This is a genomic window from Streptosporangium nondiastaticum, assembly GCF_003011965.1.
Taxonomy (GTDB): Bacteria; Actinomycetota; Actinomycetes; order Streptomycetales; family Streptomycetaceae; genus Streptomyces; species Streptomyces nondiastaticus.
Window position 1 is genome coordinate 42,961 of record NZ_PXWG01000007.1, and the last position, 15,485, is coordinate 58,445.

Below are 15,485 nucleotides of genomic sequence, written 5' to 3' on the forward strand. Positions count from 1 at the left end.
CGCGCGGTCGCTCAGTTGCGGCGCGCGAGCAACCGGTAGGCGTTGGAGAACCCGACGCGCCGGGCGAGCGGGCTCAGGAGCAGGTCGAGACCGTACACCGCGACCACCGCCGGAAGCGCGGCCCTCCACATCGCGGCCCGGACGAACCGGGCGGCGGCGGACGGCGGCCGTGGGTGCCAGGGGGCGTCGGCCCGCGGCATCAGGCGGGAGAGCAGGTACAGCAGAGCGGCGGAGAGGTCCACCGGCCGGTGCGCCGCCGGGCGTTCGGCCGCCACGACGGTGAAGCCGCACTCCTCCAGTGCCCGCCGCAGGTTGCGCGCCGGCGCCATGTTCAGGTGCTGGGGCTGGAACCACGGCAGCCACCAGCGGCCCAGCACCCTCGCGTACGCCGATTCGGGATCGGGCACCTCGATGTGGAGCAATCCGCCGGCGCGCAACGCCGTATGGGCCGCGCGCAGTTGTGCGCGCGGATCGGGGGTGTGCTCCAGGTAGTGATGCATGGTCACCACGTCGTACGTCCCGGCCAGGGAGGGAGCGAGGTCGGTGAACGACCCGCGCAGGGCCCGCTTGATCCGGCCCTCATGGACGGCGTTTTCCACCCCCTCGCCCTGGTCCAGGCCCTCGAAGACGGTGTCCGGAAAGACCTCCCCGGCCATCTGCGGGAAGTACCCGTGCCCCGTGCCCACGTCCAGCCAGCGCTCGGGAGGAGTCTCAGGAGAAGTGAAGGGCCGCAGCGAGCGGGCGACGGCCCGGTGGCGCTTCAGGCTGCGGGAGGCGCCGAGGATGCTCTGTGCGGCCTCCGCGCCGAGCCCGTCGTAACAGTCGCGGTAGTAGAACTCCAGGCCCTTGTCGTTGAGTTGCGGGTTCTGGAAGTGGTGGCCGCACGCGCGGCACCCGTCGATGACGAAGGCTCCGGGCTTGTGCTGGAGGAGGTCGGTAGTGCGCACCCGCTCGCGAAGGCGGTCCGACGCACACCAGGGGCAGGTCGTCCGGCGGGGCGCGAAGAACCGCTCCACACCGGAGGCCAGATCCTTCTGATAGAGGGGACGGAGGGCGGCGATCTTCTCGGCCGTCTCGGCTTTCTCAGCTCGCTTGGTCACCCTTGGTGTCGTACCGCACCTGAGCCCGCGCCGGGCTTGGCACGGCCCGGCGCAACCCCAAAGAGGGACGGGGCGCGCCCGGACACGAGCCGTGCTCACTTGGCCGGCGGGCCGAACCGCTGCCGGTACGCCGAGGGCGTGAGCCCTCTCTCGCGGCGCATCAGCGCGCGCAGGTTGGCGGCGGTGCCCAGCCCGCTGCGCCGCGCGACGGTCTCCACTTGTGTGGCGCCCCGTTCGATGAGGCGGCACGCCAGGGCGAGGCGTTCCCGGGTGAGCCAGGCCAGGGGAGTGGTGCCGAGCTGGGCCCGGAAGCGGCGGTGCAGCGTCGCCGGGCTGACCGCGGCGCGCGCCGCCAGGTCGGACACCGTCAGGGGCATCTCCAGGTGCTCCTGGGCCCAGGCCAGTACGGGCGCGAGGGACTCGTCGGGCAGGTCGGGCACGGGACGCTCGATGAACTGCTGCTGCCCGCCGTCGCGGTGCGCGGCGAAGACCAGCCGCCGGCTGACCGCGTTGGCGACGCCGGCCCCGTGGTCGCGGCGGACGATGTGCAGCCCGAGGTCCAGCGCGGCCGCGCTCCCCGCCGCCGTGAGGACGTCCCCGTCGTCGACGAAGAGCACGTTCTCCTCCAGGCGGACGGCGGGGAAACGGGCCCGGAAGGAGTCGGCCCACTGCCAGTGCGCCGTGGCCCGGCGCCCGTCGAGCACCCCGGCCTCGGCGAGGGTGAAGGCGCCGCTGCACAGCCCGACCAGTCGCGCACCGCGCGCATGCGCCCGCCGGACGGCGTCGAGGACGGCGGGGCGGCGGGGGACGTCGACGTCGGGCCGGTTGGGAACGATCAGGGTGTCCGCCGCGTCGGCCGCCTCCAGGCCGGCGACTCCCGTGAGCGTGAAGAACCCGTCCCGCATCAGGGTGCTGGGCTCGGGCGAGCAGAGGCGGAAGTCGTACAGCGCGCGGTCGATCTCGGGCCTGTGCAGGCCGAAGACCTCCGTCGTGCAACCGAGCTCGAAGGGGTTGGAGTTCTCGTCCACGATCACGACGACCCGGTGCGGTGCCGACGCCTGCGCGGGGCCCGGCTGCCGGGACGGGCGCGCGTCGTGGTGCGAGCCTTGGTACGAGTCGTCGTGGTGCGAGGAATCTTGCGGCATGTGCGATTCCTAGCACTCACGCAGGGCGAGCTCAACCGGCGACGATGCCTGCATGAGCAACGACCACCCCATCGCCCTCGGCAAGGCCCTCGCATCCTTCGACGCCTTCTGGAGCCCCCGCATCGTCACCCGCGTCAACGACTACGACGTCCGCGTCGCGAAGGTCCGCGGCGAGCACATCTGGCACGTCCACGACGAGACCGACGAGTTCTTCCTGGTTCTGGAGGGCGAGCTGGACATCTCCCTGCGGGAGCCGGCCGGAGAGCGCACGGTCCGCCTGCCGCAGGGCAGCGTCTTCACCGTCCCGCGCGGTACGGAGCACAAGCCGTCCTCCGCCACCGGCGCCGCGATCCTCATGTTCGAGCCCACCGGGACGCCGACGGTCGGCGACCGGCACGACGAGATCCCCGACCACGTCGACGCGACGACCGGACACGCCCTCGACCGCTGACGGCCGGCGCGGAGGAAAGGCGATCCGCCGGCGGCGTGAACCGGGTCAGGGGCTGGGCGCCGGCGCGGCTGCCGGGCGAGATCGGAGACGGTGGCCTTGCCGTCGGGCGCAGCGGCGTCGGTGAGCGCACGGCGGGTGACGACGCCCGGCAGGGTGCCGTCCGGGCGCAGGACGGGGACGAGTTGCCGGGCCCCGGCGAGCGGCGTGCCGACGGGATCGCCCTCGCCGACGGTGAAGGCACCGGTGCGCATGGCCTCGTGGACGAAGTGGTGAACTACCGCATGAACTCACGCTGTGGCGCGGGGGTTTGGCGGGCCGGCGGGTCGGTTGGGCGGGGCGGTGCCGGTCAGGAAGCGGAGCGGATTGCGGCGGGTCATGAGGTCCAGCAGGTCGTCGCCGATGCCCGCGGCCCGCGCCATGGGGAGGAAGGTGCGGAACAGGTGCCCGTACCCCGTTCCGCCGTGGCCGCTGAGGTAGGCGTGACGGGAGACGTCGCAGGAGAGCAGGACGCGGTCGGCGTGCCCGGCATCGAGCAGGGCGAGGAGCAGCCGCAGGCGGACCGTGTCGCTCTGGTAGGAGTCCTTGCCGATGGTGTCGAAGGCGACGTACGCCCCTTCGCGGGCGAGCCGGCGGTGGACGGCCGGGGCGTCGAGGAGGTCCTGGTGCCCGATGGCGATGCGGTCGGGGGCCAGTCCCTGGGCGGTCAGGAGGGCCAGCTGGGCCGGACCGCCGCGGCCGAGCCGGGCGTGCGTGGCGACGGGCAGTCCCGTAAGGACGGCTGCCCTGGCCGCGGCCGTCAGTGTCTTCCGCTCCAGTGCGCCGGGCCGGTCGCCGCTGCTGCCGACTTCACCGATGAGCCCGGGCCGGACGCGTGTGAATCCGGGCCGGACGCGCGCCGGGCCGATCCCTTCCTCGACGTCCCGGACCAATGCGCCGACGAGGTCGTCGACACGTGCGTGCTGCACCTCGGGTGGAAGGAACGGCCCGTAGTACCACCCGGTGGACGCCACCACGGCGACACCCGTGGCGGCGGAGATGCGGCGGAGCGCGTCAGCGTCGCGCCCCATGCCGCGGCAGGTCTGGTCGACGACCAGGGCGAGTCCGAACAGCTCGCGCAGCGCGGACAGTTCCGCGGAGATCAGGCCGGTGTGCCGGTCGTCGAGGACGGCGTCCCGGCCGCCGTGGCGGCGCAGGTCGAGAGCGAGGTGCTCGTGGGGGAGGACCGGGCCCCGGACGCCGGACACGGGAAGGAGGCCGGCGACGGTCCGGAGGGCGTGCGGAGGGCCTGCCGTCGCCCGCGGGGCGTCTTCCGGGCGCGGGCTCATCGCGGTGCCGGCGTGAACAAGTGCAGCCAGGAGAGGACGTTCAAGACGACCCCCGCCGAGATCACTGCGGCGGGCGCCGCGGCCATCCTCGCCACGGGACGTCCCATCGCCTCGTTGGACAGGTACAGCCCGCCGGCGAGCAGGATGCCGAGCCCGCCGGCCATGGCGTTCGCGGCGGTCAGCGAGCCGAAGAGGAGCGCCAGGTCCAGGGTCTGGGCGATGGCGCAGCGCAGGTGCTCGGAGGAGTCGCGGACCGACGGCAGGCCGCCGAGGGCCCGGCCGGCCCACGACAGGGCCGTGACCTCGGCGGCGAGGGTCGCAGCGCCCGCGGCCGCCGCCGGCCAGGGGCCGGGCAGCAGGTATCCGACGGGGTGGACAAGAGTGAAGCCCGCGACGCCGTACGCGCCGGAGGCCAGTGCGGTCGTCGCGATCAGTGGGATGAAGCCGAGGGCCCGGTAGAAGTCGACCTGGGCTGCGGCCCCGTAGCGCCCGTCGGCGATCAGGAAGGCGCCGGCCTCGCCCCCGGCGTAGACATGCGTACTCGCCAGCAGGCACATCCCGGCGCCCAGCAGCATGAACAGCGCCAGGTGCGCGCGCAGCCGGGTGGCGCCGGCGCGGAACAGGCCGGTCATGGGGGCGGCGTCGCTGTTTCGGTCTGCGCGCGGCTCCTGCTTCGTCGCTGCCCGCCCCCGATCGGCCCTCCGGCGCTGCACGAGGTCTCGGTGGACCGCGAGGCCGGTGAGGAGCAGGACGCCCGCGGCCATGGCGACCGACCCGGGAAAGGCCTTCGGCCACAGCTTCAGGGCCGTCACGACCAGCGCAAGTTCGATCACGCCGCAGACGGCGCCGCTGAGCCGGCCGAACTGACGGGTGACCGCCAGGACGGGGAACAGCGTGAAGAGGTAGAGGATCGGCGTGGCCATCTGCTGCATGGCGGTGACGAAGTCGACCGGCAGCTTGTGCGCGAGCCTGTTGGCGCCGGCGAGGCCGAAGACCACGACCGCGCCCCAGGCGGCGCCGGACAGCGCGGCGAGCCACCGCTTCGGTGAGAGAAGGCCCAGCACGTCGGTCGGCAGGAAGAGGAGCCATGGGTTGAGCACACCGGTCGCCAGGGCCAGCGGGGCGCCCAGACCGAAGACGAAGCCGGCCGACAGACCGAACGACACCGTCGCGACGGCGCCACGCGTCGACCGCCCGCGGACGAAGTCGAGCAGGAACGGTCGGACGCCGTCGTTGAAGACGGCCACCGCACGCTGCGCGACGTAAGCCGTCAGCGCGCACACGGCGATGACCGTCAGTTGCTGTCCGAGGGTGAAAGTCACAGGCGTGCGGGCAGCGGCGGTGGTGACGGCAGGGGCAGTGATGGCGGGTGGCACCGGACGGACACCTCCCGGAACAGGCGGGGCGGGGCTAGTGGGCTCTCGCGATGGCGCGTACGACGACCGGGACGACGGCGTCGATGCGGTCGACGGCGAAGCCGAAGACCGTCACGCCGCTCGCCAGCAAGGGAACGACATCGCCCTCCGACGGAGCGGACCTGCCGAACGTGTGGCACGCCGCACTGCCCAGCAGGCCGACCAGTACGCCCAGGGACGCCCCGGCGCCGGTGTGGCAGGTGCCGAGGTAGTAGTCGGCCTGCCCGCCGGAGAGCTTCACGGCGGCGTCCATGTCGCTGGAGAGGGCCACTTCGACACCGGGCAGGCGGAGTTCCCGGACGGCGCGCGCGACCTCGGCTTTGCCGAGCCCGCCTGTGAGGATCCTCGTCATGGGCAGACGTCACCTTCCGTTCCGGCCCGGTTCGGTCATGGGCGTCAGCTGGGGGCGCATCGTGACAAGACGGCAAGATGCATGCCCAGGAAACCGATCTCGGACTCGGGCAACCGGCAACCCAGTGCCGCCCGGGCCCGGGCCGCCAGGTCCCGCGCGGCGGCCACCGCCTCAGAATGATCGGCCAGCTCCGCGGCCACCTGCTCGTCCATCGCGCCCTGATCCACCGGCTCGCCCTTCACCGACCGGGTCAGGGCCATCATCAGGTGACTCGTCAGCATCCCGGCACGGGCCTCCGTGACGCTCCGGCCCGCAGCCGCGAGAAGTCCCAGCTCCGCCACGACGAACTCCACCACCTCACCCGGAACATGACCGCCCTCACGGAACAACCGCACCCGCCTGGCCAACCCCTCGTCCACCGCCCCCACTCCCTCCCTCGCCGGGAACGCCCCGGACAGGCCGCTGTCCAGTGTCCACCGGCCTGCTCCTTGCCGTCGCGAAGTCCTGGAACACCGGGGCACCGGGCGGGGGCACAGCGCTCCAGGCGTGCCGGGGCGTCCGAGGGGTGGTGCGGGGGCGACTTCCGGGCCGGGGCGAAACCCTGAGCCGGGGCGCACGTTGTGCCGGGCATGACCACATCGAGCCACAAGCACAGCGTGCGACGCGCTGCCGTCTCCGCGTCCGTCCTGGCCGCCGCCCTGTCCGCCGCCACCCTGCTCGTTGCCGTGCCGCCCGTGCACGCGGCCGTGTCCGGCCCCCGGGCCGCGACGGCAGCCGTGGACCGCCCGGCCCCCTCCGGGGCCCCGCGGCAGGCCTACTACCCCAATGTGGACCGGATCGTCTGCGAGGTGAACAAGGAACGCGCGACCCACGGGCTGGCCGCGCTGCTGATCTCGGAGCCCGTCTCCACCGTGGCGCGCAGCCACGCCCGTGACATGGCCCGGGCGGGGCGGCTCACCCCGACCGGCAGCGACGGCCGCGACCTGCGCGCCCGGCTGAACGACGCGAGCGTGTTCTCCTCCCACATCCTCGAGTACCTGTTCTACGGCTACAACCACGACGGCTACTTCGCGGACATGGCCACGGATCCGGACCCGAACAACGACTTGTTCAAAGGCTTGATGAACCGCGACACGGTGGCGGTCGGCATGGGGTACGAGAACCGGTATTGGGACGTGGTGCTCGTCGGCAAGCACCGGAGGCTCGTCACCCGCCCGTCGTCGTGCGGCGGCGCCTGACCGGCCGGGGACGGACGGACCCCGCTCCTACGGCCGCCCGCAGGCGGGCGGCACGGCACCGGCCGGTCCGGCCCCGGCGGCCGTGGGGGAGGACCGGTCCTCGGCCCGGTGCCGTTTCGCCCATCCGGGCGACGAAGGCGTGCTCCTCGGCCGCCGCCCGGAACGGGACCAGGACGCCGATGACGGCGACCGCGAGCAGGAACGAAGGCCGGCCCGGGAAGGCCGACCGCAAGGCACGCGAGCGCCGGCGCGCACGCTACCTCCGCGCCCCTGCCCGAGAGCGGCGCCCTAGCGCGGGTTGAAGATGACGCTGGCGAAGCGCGCGCGGCTCGGAGCGGCCTGCCCGGGAGCCAGGCGCGTGGAAGCCCCCTTGCACCTCTTCCGGGAGTAGACGACGACCGGCTGCTTCGTCGCGTTGTGCGCGCCGCGCGCTTCCTGCCCGAGGTCGTAGCACTTGTTGTCCGGCGGGTTCTGGATCGAGTACGTCCGGCCCTGGGGCCCGACCCAGGCGAACGTCCCGTTCGCGGCGCCCGCGGAGCCCGTGCCGGCCGCGGCGAGGGTGAGCCCGGTGAGCACGACGGCGAACGGACGGAGAATGCGCATGATGGTGTCCTCCCTGAACGGCGGAAACGCGGCAGAAAGTGCTGTTACCCGGACCAACGGTTCAGCTGAACCGAAGGAAACGGGCTGATTCCGCACAGGGGGCGAGGGGAGCGGAACGGACAGGACGATCGGCGAGCAGGACCCGGCCGCCGAGAGGAGGGCGACCTGCCCCGCGCCGCCTCCGGCGCGTCACCCGGACCCTGCTCCGGTGACCACCGGTCAGCTGTTGCGGAAGACGGTCGTGCAGAGCAGCACTTCGTCGTCGTTCACCAGCCAGGCCCAGTACTGTCGCCGGTCGTACGTGCCCTCGCGGCAGTTGCCGGCGTTGGCGCCCGCGGGGGCCCGGTACACGCCGCTGATGTGCATGACCTGGTTGTACGCGGCGGGGACGCGCTGCGCCCGGCAGTCCACGGCCGTCATGGGGCCGATCGTGATGCTGTCGCCGGACTGCTTGCCGAGCACGCAGTAGTTCTTGAGGTAGATCCGGGTCACGCAGAGCTTCGTGGTCCTCCCGGAGCCGGAGGAGGAGTACGTCCACGAGGCCTTGCCACGCCGCTGGGGCACACGCCGCCCGCCGTGCCGGTGACCCGGACGAGCCCGGCCCACTGGCTGCTGCAGGACACCGGCTTCGGGGGGACATCGGCACTCCAGGTGATGGCGTCGCCGCCGCGGCCGGTGTCGTACACGGGCAGGCAGTCACCGGCGGAGACCGCTTTGAACGCCTCTTCCTTGCGGTCAGGAGCATTTGTCGCGGGCGCGGTAGGACGTCTGCGGGCCGGGGTCGTCGCGCTCCTTGCCGCTACTGCCTCCGCTGCCGCTGCCGCTGCCGGTCGTGGACCCGGTCCCGGTGTTCGCCTGCCTGCCGGTGTCCGACAGCCCCGGCGACCGTGAGGGGCCGCCGCCGAGGCCCAGGGGGGTGCCGGACGACGTGGTCCCTCCGCCGCTGCTGCGGAACGGGCTGCCCGACGCACGGTGCGACGCGGCGCTCGTGCGGTCGGACGTGTGGTCGCTGCTCTTCCACGGCTGCCAGATCGCGAACCCCACGACGAGCAGCGCGACCAGCGACCAGGCGCCGGCGGCGTTCGAAGCCTACTTCTGATTCTGGTGACTCCGGTTCCACTCGTCCTCCGCCCGGCGCCTCGCCTCTTCGGCCCTGCGCCTCTCCTTTTCCCTGCGCTGCCTTTCGGCCTCCTGCGCCTTGACCCGCCTGGCGGCATCCGCCAGCTCGCGCAGCTCCCGCTCCCTGCGCTCCCGGGCTTCGAGCGCCTGCCGCTCCCGCTCCCGGCGCGCCGACCGTTCCAGGGTGTCGAGGAGGGTGGGCGGCGCCGGTGGCAAGGGGTAGGTGTGGTCGTCGGCCATCGCCGTCGTGCCGCCCGGGTCCGCGCTCAGTGCCCGCCCGTGGGCCTCGTACGCGATGATCAGGGCCGTCCACCGCGCCGGCAGCCGGTGTTCGGCGCGCCGGCGTGCGGAGGCCGGGGACCTGTCGGCCATCTCAAGGAGGTCCACCAGCAGGTCGTCGAGTTCCGGGCGCCTGCCGGGCTTGGCGGCCAGGCACGGACGGATCAGCGGGGCGAGTTCCGCAGGCAGGCCCTCCAGAACGATCTGGTTGGTCTGCACGCGGGCGAGCCGCTGCAGGGGACCGTCGTCGGTCCGGGCGTAGGGCGGGTGGCCCACGGCGAGGTGGAAGAGGGTGGCGCCGAGCGAGAAGACGTCGGACGCCTTGGTGGACCGCTGGCCGAGGGCCTGCTCCGGCGAGGTGTAGTCGATGGTGCCGAGCGTCAGCGACGTGGTCGTCCTGTCGCTGGCGTGTGAGATCCCGAAGTCGATGACGAGGGGGCCGGTGAGGGGCAGCAGGATGTTCTGGGGCTTGATGTCGCGGTGGACGACGTCCTTGCCGTGGAGGGCCATGAGGGCCTGCACCGTCCCGGCCGCGACCCGCGCCAGCGCCCCCGGCGGCAGCGGTCCCGCCTCGCGGACCAGGTCCCCGAGCGACGGCGCGGGCACGTACTCGATGGCCATCCAGGGCCGGGGTGCGCGCGGGTCCGCGTCGAGCACGCGGGCCGTGTACTCGCTGTCGATCCGCCGCGCCAGGTCCACTTCGCGGTGGAACCGCTTCCGGTCGACGTCGCTGACGAACCCTTCGCCGAGCAGGGTCTTGACCGCGACGAGCGGCCCGTCCCCCGTGGACCGCGCCAGGTAGAGCCGTCCCATGCCACCCGTGGTGAGCCGCCACAGGAGCCGGTACGGCCCGAGTCTCGTCGGATCGTCCGTGCCGAGCGGCCTGATGCCGATGCCGGCCATCCGCTGTCCCCCTCTTCTCGCCCTCTCGGACCCCGTGCGGAGCGCGTCGGTCCACTCTTGATCGAGATTGATCAACTCGACTACGGCCCAAGCAGGTTGACCGCTACTGTAGGAAGGCTAAGGAGCAACTATCAATAGATAAGGAAGCTTCGGCATGGGGCGCAGCTACGACCAGTTCTGTCCCGCGGCCCGCGCCCTGGACGTGGTCGGCGGCCGCTGGACCCTGCTGATCGTGCGCGAGCTCCTCCTCGGGCCGAGGCGGTACACCGACCTCGCCGAAGGGCTCCCCGGCATCGGCCCCAACGTCCTCGCCGAGCGGCTGCGCGCGCTCCGCGAGGCCGGCGTCGTCACGCAGGCCAAGCTCCCGCCTCCGGCCGCGACGACCGTCTACGAACTGACGGAACTGGGCGCGGCCATGCGCCCCGTCGTCGACGAGCTCACGCGCTGGGGGCTGCGCCTCCGGAATGTCCCGCCCCGCCCGGGCGAGCGCTTCCGGATCGGATGGCTCCTCGGCTGCGTGCGTGCCGGCTTCCGCCCCGAACTCGCCCGCGGGGTCAGTGAGACGTACGAGTTCGACGTGGACGGGGACGTCTTCCACCTCCGTGTCGAGGACGGCACGCTCGACGTGCGCTACGGCCCGGCCACGGAGCGGGCCGCGGCCTGCAGCGTCACCACGGACCTCGCCACGTTCATGGCGATGGGCGCCCGGCTCCTGGAAATCCCGGACGTGCTGGAGCGAGGCCTCGCCCGGGTCGAGGGAGGGCCCGGCGCCGTCGAGGCCGGCGGTCGCGCCGTCAGCATCCTCGGGGGTCACTTGGACGACACGGGGGGCCGGTACGGCATCATCGGCGCCGTCGGCTCCACGTTCCGTCCGGAGGCGGCGCGGGGTGTCCACGAGACGTACGGGTTTCTCCTCGGCGAGTTCGCCTTTCACGCCCGGGTGGACGACGGGGAGCTGCAGATGTGCCCGGGGCCCGCCGACGACGCGGACGTCACGTTGAGCACCGACCTGGCCACCTTCCTCAAGCTGGGGGCGGGCACACTGTCCCTGGAGGACGCCTTCGGCACAGGGGTCGCCACGGCCACGGGGGATCCGGGCGCGGGGCTGCGCATGGCAGCGGTCTTCGGAGTGCCGTTCACCGCTGCCGAAGCGGCGGCAGGTGCCTGAACCACCCTGTGCCCCCTATGTCCTGGCTGTGACACAAGGCTGTGGTGTGAGTTATAACAGGGCATGGTCCAGACCAGTTCGGCTCACTCCGCTCACTCCGCGCGCGGCAATTCCCGCATCGTCCGCACTCTCCCCGTTCTTCCCCTCGCCCTGTCCGGCGTCCTGCTCCTCACGGCGTGCGGATCGGAATCGGCCGGCGCGCGGCAGGACGGGCGGACGCCGGCCGGGGCCGCACGTTCGTCGGGGCCTGCCGGTGAGTTCTCGTGCGAGCCCCGGCCCTCCGGCGCCGCCTCCGCTCCTTCCGCCTCTTCCACCCCTTCAGCAAGCGCCGGCGGCGAGCCCGCCAAGGACGGTGTGAGGATCACGGGGACCGGGCGGATCCCGCACCCCTGCTTCGGGTTCGAGGTCACCAACAAGGAGAAGGAAGCCCTCAGCTACACCGTCACCTTCACCCTCCTGTCGGGTTCCGGGGCCGCGTTGGAGACGACGAAGCAGACGGTGCCGTCGGTGAAGCCCGGTGAGACCACGCAGCGCATCGTCGACATGCGCGACCTCCTTCCGAGCACACAGGACAGCGCGCGCGTACGGATCACGAAGGTGAGGAGCGTCCCCGCCGGCGAAGCCCCGTCCACAGGCGGCACCTGCCCCTCTTCGGGAGTGCGCGTGTACGCGGACGAGGACGGTGACGCCGCCATGGGACTGCGCGTCCTGGCACTCCACCTCGAAAACTGCGGTACGCAGCCCTACCGGCTCAACGGCTACCCGCAGCTGCAAGTCCTCGACGAGCGGCATCAGGTCCTCAGCGGTGTGGAGACCGTCCGAGGCAGCGAGGTCGCGCAGAGCACCGGAGCCGACGGGTCGCCCCGGCCCATGACTCTGCAGCAGGGCGAGCGGGCCTACGCCGTCCTGGTCTGGCGCAACACGGTCGGCGGCGGCGACGCCGTGAACGCCCCCTACGCCAGGGTGCGGGCGCAGTCCGGCGCCGCCCCCGTGACGGTGATCCCGGAACTCGACCTGGGTACGACGGGGAAACTCGGTGTCGGCCCCTGGAAGAAGGACGACACGCGCGCACCGGGCGCTGGAGGCGCGTCCGGTTCCCGGGCGCCGGATCGACCGTCCGCGCCCACTGCCCCCGTTCAGCAGTGAGAGGGCGGTGGCCCGCGGTCACTTGACGCAGCGTTGTGCGGCCAGGATATGTACGTAACAGTCCCCTTGTAACGTCCGGCGACAGGGCAGGTCAGGGGAGGGCAGGGCAGGAACCGGCGATGGCGAAGGGACCACGTATGGCCGAGGGCACGACGGGAAGCACGGCACGCGTCACCGCGGGCATCACGACGGGCGCCACTGCACGCGCCACCACAGGCATACGCGTCCGGCCGGGAGTGGACGGCGATCTCGCCGAGCTCACCGAGATCTACAACCACTACGTGGCCCACACCCCGGTCACCTTCGACATCGATCCGGTCACCGTCGAGGAACGCCGCGCCTGGCTGGACTCCCACCCTGCCGCCGGCCGCCACCGCCTGCTCGTCGCGGAGGAGGCGGGCCGGATCCTGGGCTACGCCACCAGCAGCCCGTTCCGCGACAAGCGCGCGTACGAGACCTCGGTGGAGACCAGCATCTACCTGGGGCCCGACCACACGGGGCGCGGCCTGGGCGGCCTGCTGTACAGCGCCCTCCTCGAAACCCTGGCCCACGAGGACGTCCACCGCGCGTACGCCGGCATCACACAGCCGAACGCAGCGTCCATGCGGCTGCACGAACGCTTCGGCTTCCGCCCGGTGGGCCTGCTCGGCCAGGTGGGCCGCAAGTTCGGCACCTTCTGGGACGTGGCCTGGCTGGAGAAGCGGATCGCTTAGGGAACGCTTCCCCTCGCTTCACCCAAGGGTGCAGGGCCGCCACCCCGTAGGCCGAGGCGGTAATGCCCGGTCCCGCCCGGCCGGGACGTGCGGCGGCCTCACCGCTGCGGGGTCTCCGGACGCAGCCGGACCGGCAGGGTCTCCGTGCTGTTGCCCACGAAGCTCGGGTGCCGGGGCAGGTCGTCGTCGGGGACGGCGAGCGCGAGGTCCGGGTAGCGGTCGAAGAGGGCCGCCAAGGCGGTCGTCGCTTCCAGCCGGGCCAGTGCTGCGCCCAGGCAGTAGTGCGGGCCGTGCCCGAAGGAGAGGTGCCGGACCGGGGGCCGGCGGGTGACGTCGAAGCGGGACGCGTCGGGTCCGTACGCGCGCTCGTCGCGCCCGGCGGCGGTGTACGAGGCGAGCACCGGGGTGCCCCGGGGAATGACCGTGTCACCGACCTTCAGGTCACGGACGGGGTAGCGGAAGGGGAAGAAGCTCACCGGGCTGTCGTAGCGCAGGGTCTCCTCGACCACGTCACCCCAGTCGGCCTTTCCTGCGCGTACGAGCGCGAGCTGTTCCGGGTGCGTGCACAGTGCCCGTACCGCGTTGGTGATGAGGTTGAGCGTGGTCTCGTGCCCGGCGATGACCATCAGCAGCAGGGTGCCGACCAGTTCGCGGTCGGTGAGCCGGTCGCCGTCCTCGGCCTGCGCGGCCAGGAGGGCGCTGGTGAGGTCGTCACCCGGGGCGGCACGGCGTCGGACGACGACGCTGCCGAGGATGTCGGCCATGGCACGGTTGGCGGCCAGGGCGCGCTCGGGGCTGGTCGTGGTGCTCACGATCAGGTTCGACAACTGGTGCAGCTGTCCCCGCATGCCGGGGTCGACGCCGAGCAGTTCGCTGATGACTGCCATGGGCAGGGGGAGGGCGAAGTGCTCGCGCAGGTCGACCACCGCCGAGGCGCCCGTCTCCGCGTCGAGCGCCGCCTCGTCGAGCGTGTGCAGCAGCCGGGCCGTCAGCTCCTCGACACGCGGCCGTAACCCCTCGATGCGGCGAGGCGTGAAGACCTGGGTGACCAGTGCGCGCAGCCGCCGGTGGTCGTCCCCGTCCGCGGTGGTCATGCCCTCGACGGTGGCGAAGGTGGTGAGCGGTCACCCCGGCGGTATGGCGCCTTCGCGCAGCGCCGTGAAGTGGCGGGCGTTCTTGGCGACGTCGGGGTGGGCGAGGAACTCCTTCAGTTCCTCGTACCGGGTGACCGCGACGGAGGCGACCTCGCCGGGCAGGGTGACGGGAACGGCGGGGCCCTGCGCACGCAACCGCTCGTTGACTGCGTGCTGTTCGGATCCTGCCGGGTCGAGGCGGTGCGGTGTGTCGGACCGGTCCGGCATCGGAGTCTCCTCGGGGGACGGATGAGGGGTGGCGGCGAGGGCCGCAGCAGGCGGGGAGCCGTTCTGTCAGCCCCCGCAGCCGCCGCACCCTCCACCGCATCCACCGCCGCAACTGTGGCCCCCGCAACTGCTGTGACCTCCGGCGGACCCGTCGCTGCCACCGCATCCGCCCTGGCCGGGGGGCGTGGATCCGCTTGAGTAGCCGGTGGCAGCCGCGCCCGCCGCCGCGGCGGTGGCGGTGGCTGCGGTGGCTGCCGACCGCCGATCGCCGGCGGACGCGACAATCCTGAATTCGTTGAGAAGCGTCTGCACCTCGTCGTCCGCCATCCCCGGCACATGCGTGGTGCTGCCCAGTGCGAAGGGTTTGAGCGCCGCGGTGGTCTCGGTGGCAAGTCCCACGTCGGCCGGCTGCCAGGCGGCGTCGCCCTGCAGTGACGCGAACTGTCGCCGGTGCTCTTTGCCGCTCCTGAGGGGGTCCGGAATGCGGTAGCGGAAAACCGGTACGGAGCCCAGTGCGAGAAGGAGCAGGAAAGCGAGAAGGGAAGGTAGGCCTCCATTTCCGGTCGCCGTGGCGACCGGTACGGTCACGACTCCGACGACAAGCGCCGCGACGAGCATCCAGCCGTGGAATGCCCGGTGCTTGGCCAGGTAGCGGAACCCGTCCACCGTGATGGGCTGCAGAATTGCCCCTTCACGGGTCAGCCGTACGCCGAGCGCCCGGACGGCCGCGCTGGTGCGCACGCCGGGGGCCAGTTCACGCAGAGCCTTTTGGCGGGTGGGACCGGCCGCGCTGATGATCGCGCCTTCGACGTCGTTGCGCGGGGCGGGATCCGTCACCGTGACCGTGCCGGAGCGGGAGAGGATCAGCCGGCCTTCGAGGCGCATGGCCAGGAAGGCCGTCACCGCTGCGTGTGCCGTACCGCCGTGGAGGTAGGCGACGTCGAACAACGAGAGCTCCTGCGGCGAGAGGGCATCCGGGGCGGGGGTGCGTCGCAGGGACAGGAAAGCTTTACGGAGGTGCCATGCGCCCGTAGCCACGAGTGCGGTGCAAATGAGGAAGGGTATGGTCCACATGAATTCCCCTCGGTTCTCCGGGCGATTGATGCCGAATGAGCCGGGACATCGAGATGATACGACGAGCGGTGCGGGCCTGCTGCCTCGTTTTCT

18 protein-coding genes are annotated in these 15,485 nt (G+C 72.4%); 6 read left to right on the top strand and 12 right to left on the bottom strand.

Going from position 1 to position 15,485, the window contains the following annotated elements:
* Positions 1-11: 11 nt before the first annotated feature.
* Together B7P34_RS05420 and B7P34_RS05425 are read right to left on the bottom strand one after the other, a co-directional pair.
* A complete protein-coding gene (locus tag B7P34_RS05420) occupies positions 12-1,100 on the bottom strand; it encodes a class I SAM-dependent methyltransferase (RefSeq protein WP_223267528.1) in 1,089 nt (362 codons plus the stop codon).
* Positions 1,101-1,195: 95 nt separating this feature from the next.
* Complete coding sequence (locus B7P34_RS05425) at positions 1,196-2,245, bottom strand: GlxA family transcriptional regulator (protein ID WP_106674636.1); 1,050 nt, start codon at positions 2,243-2,245, stop codon at positions 1,196-1,198.
* Between the two features lie 52 nt (positions 2,246-2,297).
* Between B7P34_RS05425 and B7P34_RS05430 the strand changes: the two genes are divergently transcribed.
* The gene (locus B7P34_RS05430; RefSeq protein ID WP_106674637.1) at positions 2,298-2,696 is read left to right on the top strand and encodes a cupin domain-containing protein; all 399 of its coding nucleotides are present in this window, start codon (positions 2,298-2,300) and stop codon (positions 2,694-2,696) included.
* 287 nt (positions 2,697-2,983) lie between these two features.
* Here B7P34_RS05430 and B7P34_RS05435 read toward each other — a convergent pair whose 3' ends face one another.
* The 4 genes from B7P34_RS05435 to B7P34_RS05450 all read right to left on the bottom strand — a co-directional run bounded on the left by B7P34_RS05435 (position 2,984) and on the right by B7P34_RS05450 (position 6,207).
* Positions 2,984-3,940, bottom strand: coding sequence for a phosphotriesterase family protein (locus B7P34_RS05435; RefSeq protein ID WP_223267529.1), 957 nt, complete (start codon positions 3,938-3,940; stop codon positions 2,984-2,986).
* A gap of 77 nt (positions 3,941-4,017) precedes the next feature.
* Complete coding sequence (locus B7P34_RS05440) at positions 4,018-5,343, bottom strand: YhfT family protein (RefSeq protein WP_223267530.1); 1,326 nt, start codon at positions 5,341-5,343, stop codon at positions 4,018-4,020.
* Positions 5,344-5,431: 88 nt separating this feature from the next.
* Positions 5,432-5,788: a DUF2620 domain-containing protein gene (locus B7P34_RS05445; protein WP_106674639.1), complete on the bottom strand. Its 357-nt coding sequence runs from the start codon at positions 5,786-5,788 to the stop codon at positions 5,432-5,434.
* Positions 5,789-5,832: 44 nt separating this feature from the next.
* Positions 5,833-6,207 (bottom strand): PRD domain-containing protein, encoded by a 375-nt coding sequence (locus B7P34_RS05450; protein ID WP_106674715.1) that lies wholly within the window; start codon positions 6,205-6,207, stop codon positions 5,833-5,835.
* Positions 6,208-6,417: 210 nt separating this feature from the next.
* Between B7P34_RS05450 and B7P34_RS05455 the strand changes: the two genes are divergently transcribed.
* Complete coding sequence (locus B7P34_RS05455; protein WP_106674640.1) at positions 6,418-7,026, top strand: CAP domain-containing protein; 609 nt, start codon at positions 6,418-6,420, stop codon at positions 7,024-7,026.
* A 288-nt stretch (positions 7,027-7,314) separates the two neighbouring features.
* On the opposite strand, the gene B7P34_RS05465 is transcribed toward B7P34_RS05455, so the two are convergent.
* Together B7P34_RS05465 and B7P34_RS05470 are read right to left on the bottom strand one after the other, a co-directional pair.
* The gene (locus tag B7P34_RS05465) at positions 7,315-7,629 is read right to left on the bottom strand and encodes a hypothetical protein (RefSeq protein ID WP_106674642.1); all 315 of its coding nucleotides are present in this window, start codon (positions 7,627-7,629) and stop codon (positions 7,315-7,317) included.
* 219 nt (positions 7,630-7,848) lie between these two features.
* Positions 7,849-8,193, bottom strand: a complete 345-nt coding sequence (locus tag B7P34_RS05470; protein WP_146166737.1) for a hypothetical protein — start codon at positions 8,191-8,193, stop codon at positions 7,849-7,851.
* 229 nt (positions 8,194-8,422) lie between these two features.
* Here B7P34_RS05470 and B7P34_RS05475 point away from each other — a divergent pair, with 229 nt between their 5' ends.
* Positions 8,423-8,728 (top strand): hypothetical protein, encoded by a 306-nt coding sequence (locus B7P34_RS05475; RefSeq protein WP_106674644.1) that lies wholly within the window; start codon positions 8,423-8,425, stop codon positions 8,726-8,728.
* On the opposite strand, the gene B7P34_RS05480 is transcribed toward B7P34_RS05475, so the two are convergent.
* Positions 8,719-9,930, bottom strand: a complete 1,212-nt coding sequence (locus B7P34_RS05480; RefSeq protein ID WP_106674645.1) for a serine/threonine-protein kinase — start codon at positions 9,928-9,930, stop codon at positions 8,719-8,721. The genes B7P34_RS05475 and B7P34_RS05480 overlap by 10 nt on opposite strands.
* Before the next feature lie 154 nt (positions 9,931-10,084).
* On the opposite strand from B7P34_RS05480, the gene B7P34_RS36660 reads away from it, so the two are divergent.
* From B7P34_RS36660 to B7P34_RS05495, 3 genes are all read left to right on the top strand, one after another.
* Positions 10,085-11,098, top strand: a complete 1,014-nt coding sequence (locus B7P34_RS36660; RefSeq protein ID WP_146166738.1) for a winged helix-turn-helix transcriptional regulator — start codon at positions 10,085-10,087, stop codon at positions 11,096-11,098.
* Between the two features lie 354 nt (positions 11,099-11,452).
* Positions 11,453-12,244, top strand: coding sequence for a DUF4232 domain-containing protein (locus tag B7P34_RS05490; protein ID WP_223267531.1), 792 nt, complete (start codon positions 11,453-11,455; stop codon positions 12,242-12,244).
* Positions 12,245-12,363: 119 nt separating this feature from the next.
* Positions 12,364-12,957, top strand: coding sequence for a GNAT family N-acetyltransferase (locus B7P34_RS05495; protein ID WP_223267532.1), 594 nt, complete (start codon positions 12,364-12,366; stop codon positions 12,955-12,957).
* A 98-nt stretch (positions 12,958-13,055) separates the two neighbouring features.
* Here B7P34_RS05495 and B7P34_RS05500 read toward each other — a convergent pair whose 3' ends face one another.
* The 3 genes from B7P34_RS05500 to B7P34_RS05505 all read right to left on the bottom strand — a co-directional run bounded on the left by B7P34_RS05500 (position 13,056) and on the right by B7P34_RS05505 (position 15,392).
* Positions 13,056-14,051 (bottom strand): cytochrome P450 family protein, encoded by a 996-nt coding sequence (locus B7P34_RS05500; protein WP_223267533.1) that lies wholly within the window; start codon positions 14,049-14,051, stop codon positions 13,056-13,058.
* Between the two features lie 30 nt (positions 14,052-14,081).
* Positions 14,082-14,318, bottom strand: a complete 237-nt coding sequence (locus tag B7P34_RS38270; RefSeq protein ID WP_223267534.1) for a cytochrome P450 — start codon at positions 14,316-14,318, stop codon at positions 14,082-14,084.
* Positions 14,319-14,384: 66 nt separating this feature from the next.
* Positions 14,385-15,392 carry a TIGR04222 domain-containing membrane protein gene (locus B7P34_RS05505; RefSeq protein WP_106674648.1) on the bottom strand — a complete coding sequence of 336 codons (1,008 nt, stop codon included), beginning with the start codon at positions 15,390-15,392 and terminating at the stop codon, positions 14,385-14,387.
* Between the last annotated feature and the right edge of the window lie 93 nt (positions 15,393-15,485).